This window comes from Corynebacterium sphenisci DSM 44792 (genome assembly GCF_001941505.1).
Lineage (GTDB): Bacteria > Actinomycetota > Actinomycetes > Mycobacteriales > Mycobacteriaceae > Corynebacterium > Corynebacterium sphenisci.
The window spans coordinates 1,474,967-1,493,929 of the sequence record NZ_CP009248.1; the positions used below are offsets into that span (position 1 = coordinate 1,474,967).

Genomic DNA, 18,963 nt, shown 5'->3' on the forward strand with positions numbered 1-18,963 from the left:
TGGAGGTGCCCCCATGACCATCACCCGCTCCGCCCGCGCCGCCGGGACCATCACCGGCGTCGACCTGAGCCAATGGCAGGACGGGCTGGACCCGGCGGCGATCGCCGCCGCCGGGCACCGCTTCGCCATCGTGCGCGCCTGCGACGGCGACTACGCCGACCCCGCCTTCCTCCGGCAGGCCGGCGAATCCGCCGCCGCCGGGCTGCACCTGGGCGCCTACTGGTACCTGCGGCACCCCGACGAGGGCAGCGCCCTGGCGGAGCAGGCCGATGCGGTGGCCGCGCAGCTGGCCCGGCTGGGCGCGGGGCCGCGGCCCGGGGTGTGGCTGGACTGCGAGACCCGGCCGCGCCTCACCGCCGGGCAGGTGCGGCTGGCCGCGGGGCTGCTCGCCGAGCGCGGGGTGGCCTGCGCCGGGATGTACGCCACCCGCGGCTACTGGCGGCTGCGCCGGATGCCCCGGATCGGCGGGCTGTGGCTGGCCGAGTGGCCGGGGGATCCGGAGCCGCCGGCCTACCCGGGCGACGATCACCCCGCCTGGCGGCCGGTGCACGGGGTGCGCCCGGACCTGTGGCAGTACACCGATCGGGGCCGGGTCGGCGGCTTCCGGGTGGATCTCTCCGCCTTCCCCGCGGGCGCCGGCGGGGAGCCGGCGCTGGCCCGGCTGCTCGCCGGCCGGCTCCCGGAAAGGGCCTGATATCCCCGGTGTTCGGGGGATTTGGCGCGGCGGGGACCGCCTGGGTATGGTGGTCGGGGTCCGCACGGCGGACCGGCGGACTGTGGCGCAGCTTGGTAGCGCACCTCACTGGGGGTGAGGGGGTCGCAGGTTCAAATCCTGTCAGTCCGACCATCCGGCGCCGCGCCGGGGAGCATCTCCCCGGCGCGGCGCCGTCGTCGATCCGGGCGCCGGCGGTCTAGCCGGCGCCGCCGGGCGCATCGGGCACGGCGTCCTCGCCGATCGACAGGGGCCCCTCGAGTCCCCCGGGTTCCGCGGGCCCCTCGTCCGCCCCGGGCGGAGCCGGGCCCCGGCGGGGGCCGAATCCGAGGAGCGCGTCGAGCTGCTCCCGCGGGAACGCCGGCGGATGGGCGGGCGGCCCGGGGTCCGGGGCCGGGGGATCGGCGACCCGGTTGCGCGGCGGCGGCGCCTCCGGCGGCGGCCCCGGCGGCTCCCCGGCCGCCTCGCGCTCCCGCGCCCGCCGACGGGCCCGCTCCCAGTCCCCGATGATCTCGGCCAGGCCGATCCGGCAGCGCCGGATCCGGCGGCCGGGGGCGCGGTAGGCCCCGGGGGATTCGTTGGCCCGCGGCCGACGCAGCGGGTCGACGTAGTCCGGCGGGAAGACCCACGCCTTCTCCGGCCCATCCCCCGGCACCGTCCAGTACCGGCCCGGATCGGTGCGCGAATCATCGACCAGGGAGTGGGTGCGCCGATCCAGCAGGGTCAGGTTCCCCAGGTTGGTCGGCCCGCCCATCGCCCAGGGCACGATGTGGTGGATTTCGCAGTAGCGGGGCGGGGCGCTGGCCCGGGCGGCGACGGTGCCGCCCTCCTCGGCGCAGAGCATCAGGTACTGGGCCAGCGAGGCGCAGCGCCGCCCCCGGTACAGGGCCAGCGGGCGGCCCTCCAGATCGAGCACCCCGATATGCAGATCCCGGAAGTCGGCGCGCTCCATCGCCTCGGTGACGCTCATCGTGGTGCCCACGTCGGTCAGCGCCACCCCGGCCCGGGCGGCGAGCTCGGCGACGGTCATCACCGCGACCACGGTGGTGGTGCCGCGGCCGGGCCGCATCGGCCCGCCGCGCCGGTAGCCGCCCTCCACGGCGGCGAGCACCGCGTCATGCAGCCGCTGCGCGGGGGTGCGCCGATCGGCCTCGACCAGCTCCCCGGGCAGCAGCCCGCCGGGGCGGGCGTGATCGGCGGCCAGGCCCCGGAGCACCGCCGCGAACTGCGGGGTGATGGTGCCGCGCAGGGCGCACATGTTGTGCCGGTCCGGCCGGGAGATGCTCAGCGAACGGCGGGCGCGGCGCGCCCCGTCGCCGGCGGTGTCCTCCACCCCGAGCAGGAAGCGCAGCATCCCGGTCATGTCGGCCAGCTCGTCCACGCGGGCGTTCCGGCACACCCAGGCGATCGGCTTCTCGACCTCCCGCACCCGGTAGCGCGCGGCCTGCGGCAGCCGGGCGATGCTGCGGTGCAGGTTCTCCACCGCGTCGGCCCCGATCTCGCCCGAGGCGACCATCCGGGCGATGGCGGGCAGGGTGTGCCCGTCGGGCCCCTCCTCGATGGTGCCCTGCAGCAGCCGGGCGGTGCGGTAGCGGCGGCGGGCCTCCCCGTGGGAGACGTGCACCTCGTCGGCGAGATCCCGGACCACCCGGGGCGGGAAGCGCAGCTCCTCCGTCCGCCCGGCGGTGAGGTAGGCCACGTCGACGGCGGCGAGTTTGGCCCGGCAGCGCTCCAGGGCCCGGTAGACCCGCCGGCGCTCGTCCTCGGGGACCCGGGGCAGGCGCTCGGCGAGGACCTCCGCCGCGTACTCCATCTCGTCGAGGGCCAGGTCCAGCGCGGCGAGATCCCCGCCGGCCCCGGCCCCGGGGGCGGTGGCCGCCGGGGGAGCCACCCGGTCGGCGTGGTCGCCGGCGCCGGTCGTGCCGGTCGGCGTGCGGTCGTCCCCCATGGCGCGTCACTCCCCCGATGTCTCGCCCGATCCCCCGGTCCCCCGGGGGTTCGCTTCGCCCACGATTATCGCATGGGCGTTCGACTGCGTCCAGGGTTTTCCGCCGGAGGCACCCCCGTCACCCCCGGGATGCGCGGCCGGGCGCGGATCAGCGCAGGTAGATGGTGATCGGCTGGTCGGTGGGCACCGAGGTGCCGGTCGGCGGGTCGATCGAGTCCACCGTGGAGGTCGCCGCGACCAGCGAGTTGACCTCGGTGCCGTCGGCGTCGACGACGGTGATGTCGCTGAAGCCCAGCCGGCGCAGGTTCAGCTCCACCTGGGCCGGGGACTTGCCCTCCGCCTCCGGGATGGTCTGCTCGGTGACCTCCCCGCCGGGCACGCCCGGGATCGCCGGCGGGTTCTCCCGCAGCGACTCCATCTCATCGCGCAGCCCGTCGATCTGGTCCTGGATCTGGTTGGTGATCTCGGTGGCCGGATCCGTGGTGTCCGTGGTGCTCGGCGGCGGCGCGGAGGTGGTCGTCGGCTCCGGGGCGGGGGCGGCGTCCTCGCGGCCGGCGAAGAACCAGATGATGAGCGCCACCACCGCGACGATGGCGACGATCCCGACGATCGCGACCACCCCGGGCCGGCCGCCGCCGCGGGACTGCACCGGCGCGGCGTGCCCGGCGGGCTCGGCGTAGCCGGGCTGCGGCTGCGCCCCGCCGCCGGCGAAGTCCTCGTCGGCGTAGCCGGCCTCCTCCGGGGTCAGCGGCGCCCAGTACTGCCCGGACCCGCCGGAGCCGGCCCGGCTCGCCCCGGCCCCGGCGGCGGTGTTGCCCCAGGCGGCCCGGGTCTCCCCCGGGCGCTCCGCCCCGAGGTACTCGGTGGGGGCGCCGTCATCGCCGCCGCGCGAGCCGGGGCCGCCGCCGATGTACTCGGTGGGCGACTCCGGATCGAAGGGATCGCGGGGGGTGCGCTGGTCGGCCATGGTCCTGCGTGCCTCTCTGTCGTGGATGCGCGGCGCCGGGGCCGCGACGCCGGAATCCACTACTGTGCACCCCGGCGGCCGCGGGCGCAACGCCCGCGGTCGGGGGTCCAGCCTACCTGCGGCGGCGGCGCTCCCGGACGCGCACCGCGATGCGCACCGGGGACCCGGCGAAGCCAAACTCCTCGCGCAGCCGGCGCTCCAGGAAGCGCCGGTAGCCGTGCTCCAGGAATCCGGTGGTGAACAGCACGATCACCGGGGGCCGGGTGGAGGCCTGGGTGGCGAAGAGCACCCGCGGCAGCCGGCCGCCGCGCATCGGCGGCGGGGTCTGCTGGAGCACCTCGCGCAGCCAGGTGTTCAGCCGGGAGGTCGGGATCCGCTGATCCCAGCTGTCCAGGGCCTCCAGCATCGCCGGCTCCAGCTTGTGCAGGGCCCGGCCGGTCTTCGCGGAGATGTTCACCCGGCGCGCCCAGGGCACGTGCGCCAGCTGCAGGTCGACCTCGCGCTCCAGCAGCGGGCGGCGATCCTCGTCGACGAGATCCCATTTGTTGAAGGCCAGCACCAGCGCCCGGCCGGCGTCGAGCACCATCCGCAGCACCCGCTGGTCCTGCTCGGTGACCGGTTCCGAGGCGTCGACGAGGAAGACGCACACCTCGGCGGCGTCGATCGCCGCGCGGGTGCGCAGGGAGGCGTAGAACTCGTGGCCCTGCGCCTGCCGCACCTTCTTGCGCAGCCCGGCGGTGTCCACGATCCGCCAGGGCCGCTCGTCCAGGACGACGACCGCGTCGACCGGGTCGACCGTGGTGCCGGCGACCTCGGAGACCACCGCCCGGTCCTCGCCGGTGATCTTGTTCAGCAGCGAGGATTTGCCGACGTTGGGTTTGCCGACCAGCGCCACCCGGCGCGGGCCGGAGGGCTGCCCGGCCGCGCGCGGGGTCTCCGGCAGCTTGGCGACGACCTCGTCGAGGACGTCGGCGTTGCCGCGGCCGTGCAGCGCGGACACCGGGTGCGGGTAGTCCAGGCCGAGGCCCCAGAACTCGGCGACGTCGCCGAGCTGGGCGTCGGACTCGAACTTGTTGGCCACCAGGATCACCGGCTGCTCGGCGCGCTGCAGCCGGCGGGCCATCAGCTCGTCGGCGGCGGTGACGCCCACGGTGGTGTCCACCACCATGAGGATCACGTCCGCGTCGGCCATCGCGGTCTCCGCCTGCCGGGCGATGGCGGCGTGCATGCCCTTGGCGTCGGGGTCCCAGCCGCCGGTGTCCTGCACCCAGAACCGCCGCCCGGCCCAGTCGCCGAGGTAGCTGATCCGGTCCCGGGTGACCCCGGGGAAGTCCTCCACCACGGCCTCGCGGCGGCCGATGAAGCGGTTGACCATCGTGGACTTGCCGACGTTGGGCCGGCCCACGATGGCCACCGTGGGCAGCGCCTCGTCCTCGGCGTCCTCCATGCCGAGGGCGGAGAAGGCCTCCTCCAGGGCGGCCCAGTCGGTGTCCGGGCCGAGCTCGCCGGCCTCGGCGCGCGCCACCGCCTCGGCGATGACCTCCTCATGGCGGGCCAGCGCCCGGTCCAGGGCCTCCTCCGGATCCGGCTCCGGCGCCGCCGGGGCCGCGGCGCCGTCGCCCTCCTCCCCCTCCTCGGGGAACAGGCCCGGGTAGGCGGCGTCGACGATGCCCAGGATCTCCTCGATCACCTGCGCCACGTCGAGGTCGGAGGTGTCCAGGATCCGGGCGTCGGCGGCGGGCCGCAGCGGGGAGGTCTCCCGGGTGGAGTCCAGCTCATCGCGGCGGATCACCTCGGTGAGCACGGTGTCGTAGTCGGCGTCCCGGCCGGCGGCGAGGTCCTGGTCGGTGCGCCGGCGGGCCCGGACCTCCGCGGAGGCGGTCATGTACACCTTCGCCGGGCAGTCCGGCAGCACCACGGTGCCGATGTCGCGGCCCTCCACCACGCAGCGCCCGGCGCGGGCGGCGAGCTCGCGCTGCAGGGCGACGAGGTTGTCGCGCACCGCCGGGATCGCGGAGACCGCGGACACCGCGCCGGTGACCTCGGGGCCGCGGATCTCGGCGGAGACGTCCTCGCCGTCGAGCAGTACCGCGGTGGAGCGGGGATCCTCGGACACCGTCATCGGCAGCTCCGCGGTGGCCGCGGCGACCGCGGCGGCGTCGGCGGGGTCGATGCCCCGGCGCAGCACCCACAGGGTGGCCACCCGGTACATCGCCCCGGTGTCCAGGTAGGCGGCGCCGATGCGCTCGGCGACCGCCCGGGAGACGGTGGATTTCCCGGTGCCGGAGGGGCCGTCCACGGCCACCAGCACCGGCTCGGCGGACTCGGTCCGGGTCAGCTCGTTCACAGCCCCACCGCCTTGTACAGGGAGGCGAGTTCGGCCCGGTTCAGGGCGCGCAGCGCCCCGGGGGTCTGCTCGCCGAGCTGCACGGTGTGGATCTTGGTGCGCACCAGGCGCTGCACCGGGTACCCGGCGGCCTTGAGCATCCGGCGCACGATGTGCTTGCGGCCCTCGTGCAGTTCGATGCGCACGATGGAGCGGCCCTGCCAGGCGTCGACGACCTGCACCAGGTCCGCCTTGGCGGGGCCGTCGTCGAGCTCGATGCCGGCGGTGAGGGTGCGCTCCAGGTCCCGGCCGGCCTCGCCGAGCACGGTGGCCAGGTAGGTCTTGGCGATCTCGTAGCGGGGGTGCATCAGCCGGTTGGCGAGCTCCCCGTCGTTGGTGAGCAGCAGCAGGCCCTCGGTCTGCGCGTCCAGGCGGCCGACGTGGAAGAGCCGGCGGCCGGCGGCGAGGTGCTCGCCGACGATGTCGCCGACGCAGGGCCGGCCCTGGTCGTCGCTCATCGTGGAGTGCACCCCGCGGGGCTTGTTCAGCGCCAGGTAGGTCATCTCCTCGTCGACGATGACCCGGTTGCCGTCGACCCGGATCACCGCGGTGCCCGGGTCCACCCGCACCCCCTGGCGGGTGATCGTCTTGCCGTCGACCTCGACCCGGCCGTCGGCGATGAGCTTCTCCGCCATCCGGCGGGAGGCCACCCCGGCGGCGGCGAGGACCTTCTGCAGGCGCACCCCCTCCCCGGCGGCGCCGCCGGGTTCGCCGGAGCCGCGGGCGGCGGCGCCGCGGGGATGCTGGTGGCGGGCGGGTTTCGCGCCGGGGATGAAGGTGTCCGCGGCGTGGGCGCCGCGGGAGCCGTCGTGTCGTTCCGGTGTGCCGTCTCGGCGAGCGGGTGTCACTTCTGCACGTCCTTAGAGACTTCGGGGTCCCCGCCGCGGGGCTCCGCGGCGGGGGAGATGGTCCTGCGCGGGCCGCGCCGTCCCCGGCGGGCCCGCATCGGGGCCAGTCTAGGCGCTGGGGCCGGGGAACCCCACCTCGCGCGGGCGGGCGGTGAACCAGCCGGCGGCGGCGGCGCGGAAGGCCCGCCCCCGCCATGCCCCGGCCCCGTCCGGGATCCGGGCGAGGATCGGCGCCCCGGTGACCTCGGGCAGCTCCCCGAGGTTCAGCCGGGTGGCGAGATCGGGCCGGGCGGGCACGGCGCCGATGATGAGCCCGGCGATCCGGACCCCGCGGGCGCGCAGCGCCTCGCAGGTCAGCTCCGCGGCGTTGAGGGCGCCCAGGGCGCAGCCGGTGACCACCACCGCCGGGGCGGCCAGCTCCGCGGCGAGGTCCGCGATGGTCCAGCCGCCCATCCGCACCAGCACCCCGCCGGCGCCCTCCACCAGGGTGGGCCGGCCGGCGGCGAGGCCGCGCACCCGGGCGGCGACCTCCCCGAGCTCCGGCGGGGTCGCGCCGCACCGGCGGGCGGCGGTGGCCGGGGCCAGCGGGTCGGGGTAGCGGGCGAATTCGTGGACGTCGCCGACCCCGGCCAGGCGGGTCACCTCGGCGAGGTCCCCGGCCTCGCCGGGGCGCAGCCCGGTCTGGATGGGCTTGACCACCCGGGGGCGCCGGCCGGCGGCGGCGAGGGCGGCGGCCAGGGCGGCGGTCGCGACGGTTTTGCCGACGTCGGTGCCCACCCCGGTGAGGATGACCGCGCTCACCGGGCCGGCTCCGGCTGGGCGGCGACCGCGGCGGCCATCGCCCGGCAGATCCGGGCGATCTCGGCGTCGTCGCTGATGTACATCGGCATCGTGTAGATGAGCCGGCCGAAGGGGCGCAGCCACACCCCCTCGGCCACGGCCGCGGCGGTGGCCGCGGCCATGTCCACCGGGTCGTGGAGCTCCACCACCCCGATGGCGCCGAGCGCGCGCACCTCGGCGACCCGGGGGTCCCCGGCGAGGCCGGCGAGGCCGGCGCGCAGGCCGGCGGCGATCCGGGGCACCTGCCCGCGCCAGTCGCCCTCGGCGATGATCGCGGTGGCCTCCGCGGCGACCGCGCAGGCCAGGGGGTTGCCCATGAAGGTGGGCCCGTGCATCAGCCCGCCGTGCGCCCGGGAGATTGCGGCGGCGACCTCCCCGGTGGTCAGGGTGGCCGCCAGGGTGAGCATCCCGCCGGTGAGCGCCTTGCCCAGGCAGAGGATGTCCGGGGCGGCGCCGGCGGCGGCGCTGGTGAACAGGTCACCGGCCCGGCCGAAGCCGGTGGCGATCTCGTCGGCGATGAGCAGCAGGCCCCGCTCATCGCAGATCCGGCGCAGCCCGGCGACGGTGGCGTGGTCGTGGAAGCGCATCCCGCCGGCGCCCTGCACCACCGGCTCCACGATCACCGCGGCGACCTCCGGGGTGACCGCGGCGTCGACGGCGGCGAGGTAGGCGTCGATCTCCCCCGGCCCGGCGCCGCGGTCCGGGGGCCGGGGCGCGAAGACCTCGGCGGCGATGGCGCCGCGCCACAGGGCGTGCATGCCGCCGTCGGGGTCGCAGACGCCCATCGGGGCGCGGGTGTCGCCGTGGTAGCCGCCGCGCCAGGTCATCAGCCGGGTGCGCTCCGGGTGCCCGGTGGCGCGCTGGTACTGCAGGGCCATCTTCACCGCGACCTCCACGGCCACGGATCCGGAGTCGGCGAGGAAGACCCGGTCCAGGTGGGGTTCGACCAGGTCGAGCAGCCCGCGGACCAGCTGCACCGCCGGCGGGTGGGTGAGCCCGCCGAACATGACGTGGCTCATCCGGCCCAGCTGGGCGTGCGCGGCGGCGGTGAGCCGGGGGTTGCGGTGGCCGTGCGCCACCGCCCACCAGGAGCTCATCGCGTCGATGAGCTCCCGGCCGTCGGCCAGCTGCAGCCGGGTGCCCTCGGCGGCGACCACGGGCAGCGCGGGCGGTGCGGCGGGCAGCGGCCCGTAGGGGTGCCAGATGTGCGCGGCGTCGAAGGCGGCGAGATCGGCCGCGGGGGCTGGTCCGGTCATGGCCCCCAGCGTAGTTGAACGACGATCAGGGCTCGCCGAGCGGCTCGTCGATGAGATCCACGTCCGGCAGCAGCGGCGCCAGATCCGGCAGCTCCTCGAGGCTGCCGATGCCCAGCTGCTCCAGCAGCAGGTTGGTGGTGACGTAGAGGTGCGCCCCGGTGGCCGGCTCCTCCCCCGCCTCGGCGACCAGCCCGCGGGCGAGCAGGGTGCGCATCACCCCGTCCACGTTCACCCCGCGCACCGCGGAGACCTGGCCCCGGGTCACCGGCTGCCGGTAGGCGACCACCGCCAGGGTCTCCAGGGCCGCCCGGGACAGTCGGGTCTGGGTGCCGTCGAGCAGGAAGCGCTCCACCGCGTCGGCGTGCTCCGGGCGGGTGTAGAGCCGCCAGCCCTCCGCGGACTCCCGCAGATCGAACCCGCTGCCGCGGGCGTCGAACTCGGCGCGGATCTCCGCGAGCGCCCCGCGAATCCGGTCCGGGTCCTCGTCCAGGGCGCGGGCCAGGTCCATCGGGGCCACGGGGGCGTCCACGACGAGCAGGATCGCCTCCACCGCGGCGCGCAGCGGGTCGACGGGCCCGGCGGCCGGGCCGGCCGGGGCGGTCTCCGGGGTCTCGGTCATGGGCCCAGGGTAGCCGCCGCCGGCCGCCGCGCTCAGCAGCAGCGCGCCCCGGGCCGGGCGGTCTCCTCGGCCCAGCGCGCCCGCCAGTACTCCCGCTCGGTGGGCACCGGCGCCTCCGGATGGTGGGCGCGCAGATGCGCCACATGCCGGGCGTAGTCGTGGTCGCCCATCAGCTCCTTGACGTACCAGGCCACCGACCTGGCCGCCGCCGCCAGGCGGGAGACCGCGCTCACCGGGCCGGCTCCGCGGCGGGTTCCGCCGCCCCGGCGCGCTCCCGGCGCAGCCGGGCCAGCGCCACCGGATCCAGCCGGTCCCACTCGGCCTGGATGGCCCGCTCCTCGGCGGTGGGCGCCAGGCCCCGCGGGGCGAACAGCCGGGAGGGCGCGTACGGCTCCTCCGAGGTCGGCACCACCGCATCGGGGTCGCGGCGCCGGGCGGCCACCGCCCGGGCGGAGACCACCACCCCGGCGAGGACCACCAGCAGGGTCACCCCGGCGAAGACGATGGACAGCGAGCCCTGCACCGCGGTGTTGCGGATCACCGCGTCGATCTCCTCCGGGGTGCGCCCGGCGGTGACCTCGGGATCGCCGGCCCGGTAGGCCGCGTGCAGCGACCAGTAGCCGATGGTCGGCGACTCGTGGAAGATCTTCTGCCAGGACGCGGTCATCGTGATCACCAGGTCCCAGATGAGCGGCAGCCCCGGGATCCAGGCCCAGCGCAGCCCGACCTTCTTGATCACCACCACGGTGACCAGGGTCAGCGCCATCGCGGCGAGCAGCTGGTTGGCGATGCCGAACAGCGGGAAGAGCATGTTGATGCCGCCCAGCGGGTCGGTGACGCCCATGATCAGGATGGAGCCCCAGCCGGCGCAGACCAGGAAGGAGGCGACCACGTTGCCGGGCACCCAGGACTGGTCCTTGAACCGGGTCAGCCCCGGCACGTTGCCGAGCGCGTCGGCGAGCATGAACCGGGCCACCCGGGTGCCGGCGTCGACGGTGGTGAGGATGAACAGCGCCTCGAACATGATCGCGAAGTGGTACCAGAAGGCCTTCAGCGCGTCCCCGCCGAACACGTCGGAGAGGATCTCGGACATGCCGAAGGCCAGGGTGGGCGCGCCGCCGGTGCGGGAGACGATGGTCTCCTCGCCGACCGCCTCCGCGGCGGCGGTGAGCGCCGCCGGGTCGATGCCCGCCCCGGGCAGGCCCAGGCCGTTGACGTAGGCCGCGGCGGTCTCCGGGGTGCCCCCGGTGAGCGCCGCCGGGGCGTTCATCGCGAAGTACAGGTGCTGGTCCAGGATCACCGCGGCGCACATCGCCATCACCGCGACGAAGGACTCGATGAGCATGGAGCCGTAGCCGATCATGCGCACCTGGGACTCCTTCTCCACCAGCTTCGGGGTGGTCCCGGAGGACACCAGGGCGTGGAAGCCGGACAGGGCCCCGCAGGCGATGGTGATGAACAGGAAGGGGAAGAGCTCCCCGTGGAACACCGGGCCGGTGCCCTCCCGGGCGAAGTCGGTGATCGCGGGCATCCGGATCACCGGCATCGCGATCACGGTGCCCACCGCCAGCAGCGCGATCACGCCGACCTTCATGAAGGTGGACAGGTAGTCGCGGGGGGCCAGCAGCAGCCACACCGGCAGCACGCTGGCGGCGAAGCCGTAGCCGGTGAGCGCCCAGGCCAGGGTGGGCTTGTCCCAGGTGAACCACTGCGACCAGGTCGGGTCGGCGGCCACCCAGCCGCCGGCGATGATCGCCAGCAGCAGCAGCACGATGCCGATCACGGTGGTCTCGGTGACCCGGCCGGGCCGCAGGTAGCGCAGGTAGCAGCCCATGAACACCGCGATCGGGACGGTCAGCGCCAGGGAGAACACCGCCCAGGGCGACTGCGCCAGGGCGCCGATGATGACCACGCCGAGCACGGCGATGAGGATCATCATGATGACCAGGATGCCGACGATGGCGAGGACCCCGCCGAAGGAGCCGAGCTCATCGCGGATCATCTGGCCCAGGGAGCGGCCCTTGCGCCGGGTGGAGATGGCCAGCACCATGTAGTCCTGCACCGCCCCGGCGAACACGGCGCCGAAGACGATCCAGATGGTGCCCGGCAGGTAGCCCATCTGGGCGGCCAGGATCGGGCCGACCAGGGGCCCGGCGCCGGCGATCGCGGCGAAGTGGTGGCCGAAGAGCACCCGGCGGTCGGTGGGCATGAAGTCCCGGCCGTCGTCATGGCGCTCCGCGGGGGTGGCCCGGTCGTCGCGGGGCCGGATCACCTTGTACTCGATGAGCCGGCCGTAGAAGCGGTAGCCGATGATGTAGGTGCCCACCGCGGCGAGCACCAGCCAGGTCGCGGAGATCTCCTCCCCGCGGACCACGGCGATCATCGCCCAGCCGACCGCGGCGACGAGCGCCACCGCGGCGAAGAGCAGGCGCTTGGCCATCGGCATCGGGCGCCGGTCGACGACGCCGACCGGGGGCAGCTCGGGATCGGGGCGCAGGAACTCGACGCCCTCCGGCGGCGAGACGTCCGCGGGTGCGGCGGGTGCGCTCATCGGGGCCTCCTTCGTCCGGGGCCCGGCGATGCGGGCCCTCACGTGGCCGCCCCCGGCGGGCGCCGGACGCGGGGTTTCCCGCGGGGCGGGAAAACGATGCCACTGTAGGCGATGGGCGGGGAGGGGAAAAGCCATATGCGCTGATTTACGGGGGCGCCGGCCGCGTTACCTTCACCACATCGCATACGCGAATCATCCCGCCTGGTGGGATCCCGGTGCTCCGGGGCCCCGTCGGCGAACGGTGTTGCGGGAACCCTCTAGGGTGGGGCCGTGCTCGGTTACCTCGCCTCCGCCCCACTGCTCGCGCTCGCCCTCATCCTCACCCTCGGCTTCGCCGTGGGCCGGATCCGGCTCGGCGGGCTGAGCCTCGGCTCCGCGGCGATCCTCTTCGTCGCGATCGCGGTGTCCACCGCGGAGCCGGGGATCCGGATGCCGCCGCTGCTCTACCAGCTGGGGCTGGCGCTGTTCGTCTACTGCATCGGGCTGGCCGCCGGCCCGGCCTTCTTCCGCACCCTGCGCAGCCGCGGCCTGGCGCTGAACCTCGTCATCGTCGGGGCGCTCGCCGCGCTCACCGGCCTGGCCGCGGTGCTCATCCGGGTCAGCGGGGCGGATCCCGTCACCGGGGCGGGCATGTTCGCCGGGGCGGTGTCCTCCACCCCGGGCATGGCCGCGATCCTGGACGCGGTGCCGGAGCTGCTGCCCCCCGGCGCCGACCCGGCCCGCGCAACGGATGCGGTGGTCGGCTACTCCCTGGCCTACCCGGGCGGGGTGCTCGGCATCATCCTGGTCGCCGCCGTGGGCTACCGGCTGCTGAAGGTGGACCACCAGGCCGACGCCCGCGCCGCCGGGGTGCTGCCGGAGCCGCTGCACTACGCCTGCATCCGGATCGGGCCGGGCCGGGACCTCACCGTCGCCGAGGTGCCCGATTACACCGGGGCCCGGGTCATCACCACCCGACTGGCGCTCGGCGAGGGCGCGGACGCCGACCAGCGGCTGGCGGAGCCGGAGGATCGGCTGCGGCCCGGCCGGGTGATCTTGGTCAACGGCACCGCCGCGGCGATCGAGGCCGCCACCGCCGCCCTCGGCGAGCGCTCCGAGATGGCCCTCGACGCCGCGGACCTGCGCTTCGTGCGGATGGCCGTGTCCAACCCGGAGGTCGCCGGGCGCACCATCGCGGAGCTGCGCACCCTGGAGGAGCACGGGTTCACCATCGCCCGGCTGCGCCGCGGCGACGCCGATGTGGTGCCCACCGGCGCGGACCGGCTGCAGCTGGCCGACCGGGTGCGCGTGGTCGCGCCCCGGCAGCGCATCGACGCGATCCGGGACTACCTGGGCGATTCGGAGAAGTCGCTGGCCAGCCCGGATCTGCTGCCGCTGGCGCTGGGCCTGGCGATCGGCCTGGGCCTCGGCGCGATCCCGATCCCGCTGCCCGGCGGGTCCAGCCTGGCCCTGGGCTTCGGCGGCGGGCCGATCCTCGCCGGGCTGGTGCTCGGGGCGCTGGGCCGCACCGGCCCGGTGCGGTGGCAGCTGCCCTATCACGCCACCCGCACCCTGGAGGCCGCGGGCATGGCCCTGTTCATGGCCGGGGTGGGCACCTCCGCCGGGGCGGGCTTCCGGGAGGCGCTCACCGACCCGGCGAGCCTGCGCTACATCGGCCTCGGCCTGGTGCTCACCGTCGTCGCCGCGGTGGCGGTGGTCGCGGCGGTGATGGCCTGGCGCGGCCTCAGCTTCGACGAGGCGATCGGGGTGGCCGCGGGGCTGTCCACCAACCCGGCGGTGATCGCCTACCTCAACTCCGCCTCCGGCACGGATCTCTCCGCCCGGGGCTACACCACCGTCTACCCGGTGGCCATGGTGGGCAAGATCCTCGCCGCCCAGGGGCTCATCATGCTGCTGCTCTGAGGCCCGGTCAGGACCAGTTCGCCGCGGCGACGACCGCGGGGTCGACGTCCAGGCCGGTCCAGGTGACGTCGATCTCGGCCAGCGGCTCGGCCTGCTCGGCCTCCACCGCCTTGGCCCGGTAGAGCTCCAGCAGCGCCAGGAAGCGGCCGACCACCTCGATGGAGGCCCGGCAGCCGGCGGTGAGCGCGCTGAAGGGCACCGCCGCGCCGGGGCCGGCCAGGCGCAGCGCGTCCAGCAGCCGTCCGGCCTGCTCGGGCACGGAGACCTCCACCCGGTGCAGATGCTCCACCCCGACCTCCTCGGGGGGCTTCGGGCGCAGCGTGGCGGCGGCGAAGCGGGCGAATCCGGCGGCGTCCATGCCCAGCTCCACCGGGGGCAGCAGATGGGCGTAGCGCTCCTCCAGGCCGGTGGCCCGGGGGTGCCGGCGGGGCGCGTCGCGCTGCCACTGGGCGAAGAGGTCCGCGACCCGGCCGTAGGCGCGGTACTGCAGCAGCCGGGCGAAGAGCAGGTCCCGGGCCTCCAACAGCTCCAGGTCCGCCTCGTCGTCGACCTCGCCGCGCGGCAGCAGCCGGGCGGTCTTCAGATCCAGCAGGGTCGCGGCGACCACCAGGAAGCCGGTGATCTCGTCGAGGTCCTTCACCGCGTCCAACCCCCGGGTGTAGGCGATGAACTCGTCGGTGACCGCGGCCAGCGCCACCTCGGTGACGTCCATCTTGCGGTCCCCGATGAGCTGCAGCAGCAGGTCGAAGGGGCCGGTGAAGTTCGCCAGCGCCACCCGGAACCCGGGCAGCTCCTCCTGCACCGGCTCCGCCGGCCCGGCCACCGCCTAGCCCCCGGTGCGCTCGATGACCTCGCGGGCGAGGTCCCGGTACTGCTCGGCGGCCTCCGTGGACGGCGCCCAGGTGGTGATCGGCTCCCCGGCCACGGAGGTCTCCGGGAAGCGCACGGTGCGGGTGATCACGGTGTCGAAGACCTTGTCCCCGAACACCTCCACCAGCCGGGTCATCACCTCGCGGGCGTGCAGGGTGCGCCGGTCGAACATGGTGACCAGGATGCCGAGCACCTCGAGGTTGAAGTTCAGCCGGTCCCGGACCTTCTCCACGGTGTCGGTGAGCAGGGCCAGCCCGCGCAGCGAGAAGTAGGCGCATTCCATGGGGATCATCACCCCGTGCGCGATGGTCAGCGCGTTGACGGTGAGCAGCCCCAGCGAGGGCTGGCAGTCGATGATCACGTAGTCGTAGTCGGCCATCACCGGGCGCAGCGCTCGGCCCAGGGCCTGCTCCCGGCCGACCTCGTTGACCAGCTGGATCTCCGCCGCGGAGAGGTCGATGTTGGCGGGCACCAGGTCGAGGCCGGCGACGTTGGTGCGGTGCACCGCGTCCCGCACGTCGAGGGAGGGGTCCATGATGAGGGAGTAGACGGTGAGGTCGAGCTCCTCATGGGGCACGCCCAGGCCCGCGGACAGCGCCCCCTGCGGGTCGAGGTCGACCAGCAGCACCCGCCGGCCGAATTCGGCCAGCGCCGCGCCGAGGTTGATCGTCGAGGTGGTCTTGCCGACGCCGCCCTTCTGGTTGCACATCGCCAGCACCGTGGCCGGCCCATGGGAGTCCAGGGGCTTCGGCTCGGGCAGCTCCCGCTCGGGTCGCCCGGTGAGGCCGAGCCGGCCGGAGTCGGCGTCGAACAAGGCCGCATCACTCACGGTCAACCTCTCCTCCTTGACGGTTTCGGCGGTGGCGCGCACCGGTCAAGGCCCGCACCTGCATCCCCCACCACTGTACCCATCGCCGCGGCCGCCCCGAACCCGGCGCGCGGGGGCGCCTCAGCCGCCGGCGCGGGGATGGGCCCCGGCCCACACCCGCCGCAGGTTCTCCGCGGTGACCCGGGTGTAGATCTGCGTGGTGGTCACCGAGGCGTGCCCGAGCAGCTCCTGCACGGTGCGGATGTCCGCCCCGCCCTCCAGCAGGTGCGTGGCGAAGCTGTGCCGCAGCGCATGCGGGCTCACCCGCCCGGGCAGCCCGGCGCGCTCCCCGATCGCGGCCAGCGCGTTGCCCGCGGACTGCCGGGACAGCCGCCGGCCCAGCCGGTTGAGCAGCAGCGCCGGCGGGGAGCCGGCCCGGGCCAGGGCGGGCCGGCCGCGCACCAGCCAGGCCTCCGCCGCGGCGAGGGCGGGCCGGCCCACCGGCACCAGCCGCTCCCGGCCGCCCTTGCCGCGCAGCAGCACCAGGCCGTCGGCCCGGTCCAGATCGTCGACGTCCAGATCGCAGAGCTCGCTCACCCGCGCCCCGGTGGAGTACAGCAGCTCCACCAGGGCCCGGTCGCGCAGATCGGCCACGCCGGCGGCCTCCCCGCCCGGGATCGCGGCGAGCAGCCGCTCCACCTCCGCCAGGCTCAGCGCCTTCGGCAGCCGGCCCGGGGTCTTCGGCGGGCGCACCCGGGCGGCCGGATCATCGGCGGCGGCGCCCTCGGCGGCGGCGAAGCGGTGCAGCCCGCGCACCGCGGAGAGCACCCGCACCACCGAGCTCGGCGCCAGCGGGGCCCGTCCGGCCTCCGGGTCCCCGCGGCGCAGGTCCTCCAGGAAGGCCTCCACGTCCGCGGTGGTCACCGCACCGATGTCGGTCCGCCCCAGCCGGTCCAGGAAACCCAGGTACCGGCCCAGGTCCCGGCGGTAGCCGGCGAGGGTGTGCCGGCTGGCGCCGCGCTCCACGGTCAACTGGTCCAGGAAGGCCCCGGCCAGCTCGCGCAGCCCCGCCGCACCGCCCACCGGCTACTCCCCCGCCCCGGCGCCCGGCACCCGCTTGAGGTCCCCGCCGCCGAGCAGCCGGGCCCGGCGCCGGGCCAGGGTGGTCGGCCGGATGCCGAAGGGGGCGTCCGCGGGGCGGCGGGGCAGGTCGTGCTCCACCACCCGGGCGGCGGCGAGGATCCCGGCCACGGCGATGCCGTTGCGGATCCGCCCGTCCAGGCACATCGCCGCGGCCTCGGCCAGCGGCACCCGCATCAGCTGCAGATCCGCCTCCTCGTCATCGGCTCCCCCGGGGCGGGCCACCTCGGTGATCCCCTCGGCGAGCAGCACCCGCACCGCCTCCTCGGCGAACCCGGGCGAGGTGAGGAAGTCGGTGAGCAGCGACCAGCGGCCCGCGGCGAGGCCGGCCTCCTCGGCCAGCTCCCGGCGGGCGGCGGCCAGCGGGTCCTCCCCCGCCAGGTCGAGCAGCCCGGCGGGCAGCTCCAGCAGCCGGTCCCCGGCGGCCTGCCGCCACTGCCGCAGCAGCGCGACCCGCCCCCGCCCGTCGAGGGCGACCACCGCCACCGCCCCGAAATGCTCCACCACCTCGCGGGCGGCGATCCGGCCGCCGGGCATGCGCACCATGTCCCGGCGCAACGCCAGGATCGGGGCCTCCACCAGCACCTCGGAGCCCACCACCGCGAAATCGTGGCCGCCGGGGCCAGGGGACTCGGCGGCGGTGCCAGGGTCGGTCTGCTGCGGGTTAACCATGCCCCCAGTTCTACCCGCCGGCCGCGCCGATCCGCCGCCTAGCTGGGTACGCAATAAGACTGAATAAGAGCCACCCCATCGTTAGTCGGGATTGCCAGCCGCCCAGGTAAGGCTCAATATTCATAACCCCGAATGGGTGTTATTCAGGTCAGCGGCTGGACGCCCCCCCCCCCGCTACCCAGGTACGGTACGGCAGCCACGGGATACATGAACCAAATCGTATTCATCGGAGTCCATTGAAGCGCACGAGAAATGGGAGAAGCGATGCCGAACACCCGCAGCTCACTCGGACTATTCGCGGTCCTGCTCGCCCTGGCCACCGTCATCTTCGGCACCACGATGCCCACCCCGCTCTACGCTGGGTACAAGGAGACCTACGACCTTCCCGACTGGTCGGTTACCGGCATCTACGCCATCTTCGCCGGCGGCATCGTGCTCGCCCTGATCCTGCTCAACGGGCTCTCCGACTGGGTCGGCCGGCGCGGGGCGCTGTGGACGGGATTGGCGGTGTTCGTCGTCTCGGACCTCATGTTCCTCACCTGGCCCAGCGAAATCGGGCTCTACGCCGCCCGGGTGGTCACCGGGTTGTCCTCCGGCATCTACGTCGGCACCGCCACCGTCGCCGCCATCGAGGTCGCCCCCGAGCACCGGAAGACGCGGGCCTCCACCTACGCCACCGCCGCGAATGTGCTCGGCCTGGGCCTGGGGCCCGCGGTGGCCGGGCTCATCGTGGAATACGCCCCCTCCCCCGAGCGCACCGTCTTCCTCGTGCACCTGACGCTGGTCGCGCTGTCCGCCCTCGCATTGGCGACCATGCCGGAGACGCACCGCCGCGGCGGCGCGACCGGGTTCGCGCCGCCCACCCTGCCCCGGCGCGGGGTGGCCGCCTTCCTCGGCGCCGCGGGCCTGGCCCTGGCCGGGCTCGCCGCCTTCGGGCTACTCGCCGGGCTCACCCAGGCCTTCCTGGACACCATCGCCGGGGTGCGTTCGCCGATGCTCACCGGCTTCGCCGTGGGGCTGGCCTTCATCGTCTCCGGGGTCACCCAGCTGGGGCTCGCCCGCGTGCCGGCCCGGGCAGGCCTGCGGCACGGCTCGTTGCTGCTGGTGGCCTCCCTGGCCCTCATCTGCCTGGCGATCCCGACCGGCGCGGTATGGCTCTACGTCGCCGGGGCGGTGGTCTGCGGTATCGGCCAGGGCCTGACCATGGCCCGTTCGGTGGGGATCGCCGCCCAAGTGGCCGACGAGGCGGACCGGATGGGGAACATGAACATGTTCTTCACCATCGCCTACTTCGGTGCCGGTGTGCCCATCGTGGGTCTGGGCTTCGCGATCACCTACCTGGATTTCCTGGGCAGCGCGATCGCCTTCGCCGTGGTGGTCGCCGCGATCACCGCCGCCGGCCTGGCCGCGGCGCTCACCGCGGCACCGCGGCGGACCGCCTGAC

General features: G+C 75.2%; 16 protein-coding genes and 1 tRNA gene. 4 read left to right on the forward strand and 13 right to left on the reverse strand.

Going from position 1 to position 18,963, the window contains the following annotated elements:
* Nucleotides 1-13: 13 nt before the first annotated feature.
* Nucleotides 14-694 (forward strand): glycoside hydrolase family 25 protein, encoded by a 681-nt coding sequence (locus CSPHI_RS06785; RefSeq protein ID WP_075692079.1) that lies wholly within the window; start codon nt 14-16, stop codon nt 692-694.
* A gap of 76 nt (nt 695-770) precedes the next feature.
* A tRNA-Pro gene (locus CSPHI_RS06790) sits at nt 771-847 on the forward strand.
* A 64-nt stretch (nt 848-911) separates the two neighbouring features.
* On the opposite strand, the gene CSPHI_RS06795 is transcribed toward CSPHI_RS06790, so the two are convergent.
* From CSPHI_RS06795 to CSPHI_RS06835, 9 genes are all read right to left on the reverse strand, one after another.
* On the reverse strand, nt 912-2,660 hold the full coding sequence (locus CSPHI_RS06795) for an HNH endonuclease signature motif containing protein (protein ID WP_075692080.1): 1,749 nt from the start codon (nt 2,658-2,660) through the stop codon (nt 912-914).
* A gap of 148 nt (nt 2,661-2,808) precedes the next feature.
* On the reverse strand, nt 2,809-3,627 hold the full coding sequence (locus CSPHI_RS12670; RefSeq protein ID WP_075692081.1) for a PASTA domain-containing protein: 819 nt from the start codon (nt 3,625-3,627) through the stop codon (nt 2,809-2,811).
* Nucleotides 3,628-3,739: 112 nt separating this feature from the next.
* Complete coding sequence (gene der, locus CSPHI_RS06805; protein ID WP_075692082.1) at nt 3,740-5,974, reverse strand: bifunctional cytidylate kinase/GTPase Der; 2,235 nt, start codon at nt 5,972-5,974, stop codon at nt 3,740-3,742.
* On the reverse strand, nt 5,971-6,861 hold the full coding sequence (locus CSPHI_RS06810; protein WP_075692083.1) for a pseudouridine synthase: 891 nt from the start codon (nt 6,859-6,861) through the stop codon (nt 5,971-5,973). The genes der and CSPHI_RS06810 overlap by 4 nt, the downstream gene beginning before the upstream one ends.
* Before the next feature lie 108 nt (nt 6,862-6,969).
* A complete protein-coding gene (gene bioD, locus CSPHI_RS06815) occupies nt 6,970-7,662 on the reverse strand; it encodes a dethiobiotin synthase (RefSeq protein WP_075692084.1) in 693 nt (230 codons plus the stop codon).
* Complete coding sequence (locus tag CSPHI_RS06820) at nt 7,659-8,957, reverse strand: adenosylmethionine--8-amino-7-oxononanoate transaminase (protein ID WP_075692085.1); 1,299 nt, start codon at nt 8,955-8,957, stop codon at nt 7,659-7,661. Before CSPHI_RS06820 ends, bioD begins: the two co-directional genes overlap by 4 nt.
* A 25-nt stretch (nt 8,958-8,982) precedes the next feature.
* Nucleotides 8,983-9,576, reverse strand: coding sequence for an SMC-Scp complex subunit ScpB (gene scpB / locus CSPHI_RS06825; protein ID WP_075692086.1), 594 nt, complete (start codon nt 9,574-9,576; stop codon nt 8,983-8,985).
* Between the two features lie 32 nt (nt 9,577-9,608).
* Nucleotides 9,609-9,809 carry a YbdD/YjiX family protein gene (locus tag CSPHI_RS06830; RefSeq protein ID WP_425429718.1) on the reverse strand — a complete coding sequence of 67 codons (201 nt, stop codon included), beginning with the start codon at nt 9,807-9,809 and terminating at the stop codon, nt 9,609-9,611.
* Nucleotides 9,806-12,127 (reverse strand): carbon starvation CstA family protein, encoded by a 2,322-nt coding sequence (locus tag CSPHI_RS06835; RefSeq protein WP_075692087.1) that lies wholly within the window; start codon nt 12,125-12,127, stop codon nt 9,806-9,808. Before CSPHI_RS06835 ends, CSPHI_RS06830 begins: the two co-directional genes overlap by 4 nt.
* A 270-nt stretch (nt 12,128-12,397) precedes the next feature.
* On the opposite strand from CSPHI_RS06835, the gene CSPHI_RS06840 reads away from it, so the two are divergent.
* A complete protein-coding gene (locus CSPHI_RS06840; protein WP_075692088.1) occupies nt 12,398-14,029 on the forward strand; it encodes an aspartate:alanine exchanger family transporter in 1,632 nt (543 codons plus the stop codon).
* Between the two features lie 7 nt (nt 14,030-14,036).
* On the opposite strand, the gene CSPHI_RS06845 is transcribed toward CSPHI_RS06840, so the two are convergent.
* From CSPHI_RS06845 to CSPHI_RS06860, 4 genes are all read right to left on the reverse strand, one after another.
* Nucleotides 14,037-14,852, reverse strand: coding sequence for a segregation and condensation protein A (locus CSPHI_RS06845; protein WP_084210292.1), 816 nt, complete (start codon nt 14,850-14,852; stop codon nt 14,037-14,039).
* A 3-nt stretch (nt 14,853-14,855) separates the two neighbouring features.
* The gene (locus CSPHI_RS06850; RefSeq protein ID WP_075693855.1) at nt 14,856-15,728 is read right to left on the reverse strand and encodes a ParA family protein; all 873 of its coding nucleotides are present in this window, start codon (nt 15,726-15,728) and stop codon (nt 14,856-14,858) included.
* A 120-nt stretch (nt 15,729-15,848) separates the two neighbouring features.
* Entirely contained in the window at nt 15,849-16,790 is a 942-nt protein-coding gene (locus CSPHI_RS06855) for a tyrosine recombinase (protein WP_075692089.1), read from the reverse strand.
* 3 nt (nt 16,791-16,793) lie between these two features.
* The gene (locus CSPHI_RS06860; protein WP_075692090.1) at nt 16,794-17,519 is read right to left on the reverse strand and encodes an NUDIX domain-containing protein; all 726 of its coding nucleotides are present in this window, start codon (nt 17,517-17,519) and stop codon (nt 16,794-16,796) included.
* A 264-nt stretch (nt 17,520-17,783) separates the two neighbouring features.
* Here CSPHI_RS06860 and CSPHI_RS06865 point away from each other — a divergent pair, with 264 nt between their 5' ends.
* A complete protein-coding gene (locus tag CSPHI_RS06865) occupies nt 17,784-18,962 on the forward strand; it encodes an MFS transporter (RefSeq protein WP_075692091.1) in 1,179 nt (392 codons plus the stop codon).
* Nucleotide 18,963: the final 1 nt, after the last annotated feature.

Excerpts from the sequence above, each read along its gene's own strand:
- CSPHI_RS12670 (WP_075692081.1), bottom strand. The coding sequence starts at position 3,627 with ATGGCCGACCAGCGCACCCCCCGCGATCCCTTCGATCCGGAGTCGCCC.
- CSPHI_RS06865 (WP_075692091.1), top strand. The coding sequence starts at position 17,784 with ATGCCGAACACCCGCAGCTCACTCGGACTATTCGCGGTCCTGCTCGCC.
- CSPHI_RS06835 (WP_075692087.1), bottom strand. The coding sequence starts at position 12,127 with ATGAGCGCACCCGCCGCACCCGCGGACGTCTCGCCGCCGGAGGGCGTC.
- CSPHI_RS06820 (WP_075692085.1), bottom strand. The coding sequence starts at position 8,957 with ATGACCGGACCAGCCCCCGCGGCCGATCTCGCCGCCTTCGACGCCGCG.
- CSPHI_RS06795 (WP_075692080.1), bottom strand. The coding sequence starts at position 2,660 with ATGGGGGACGACCGCACGCCGACCGGCACGACCGGCGCCGGCGACCAC.
- CSPHI_RS06860 (WP_075692090.1), bottom strand. The coding sequence starts at position 17,519 with ATGGTTAACCCGCAGCAGACCGACCCTGGCACCGCCGCCGAGTCCCCT.
- scpB (WP_075692086.1), bottom strand. The coding sequence starts at position 9,576 with ATGACCGAGACCCCGGAGACCGCCCCGGCCGGCCCGGCCGCCGGGCCC.
- CSPHI_RS06785 (WP_075692079.1), top strand. The coding sequence starts at position 14 with ATGACCATCACCCGCTCCGCCCGCGCCGCCGGGACCATCACCGGCGTC.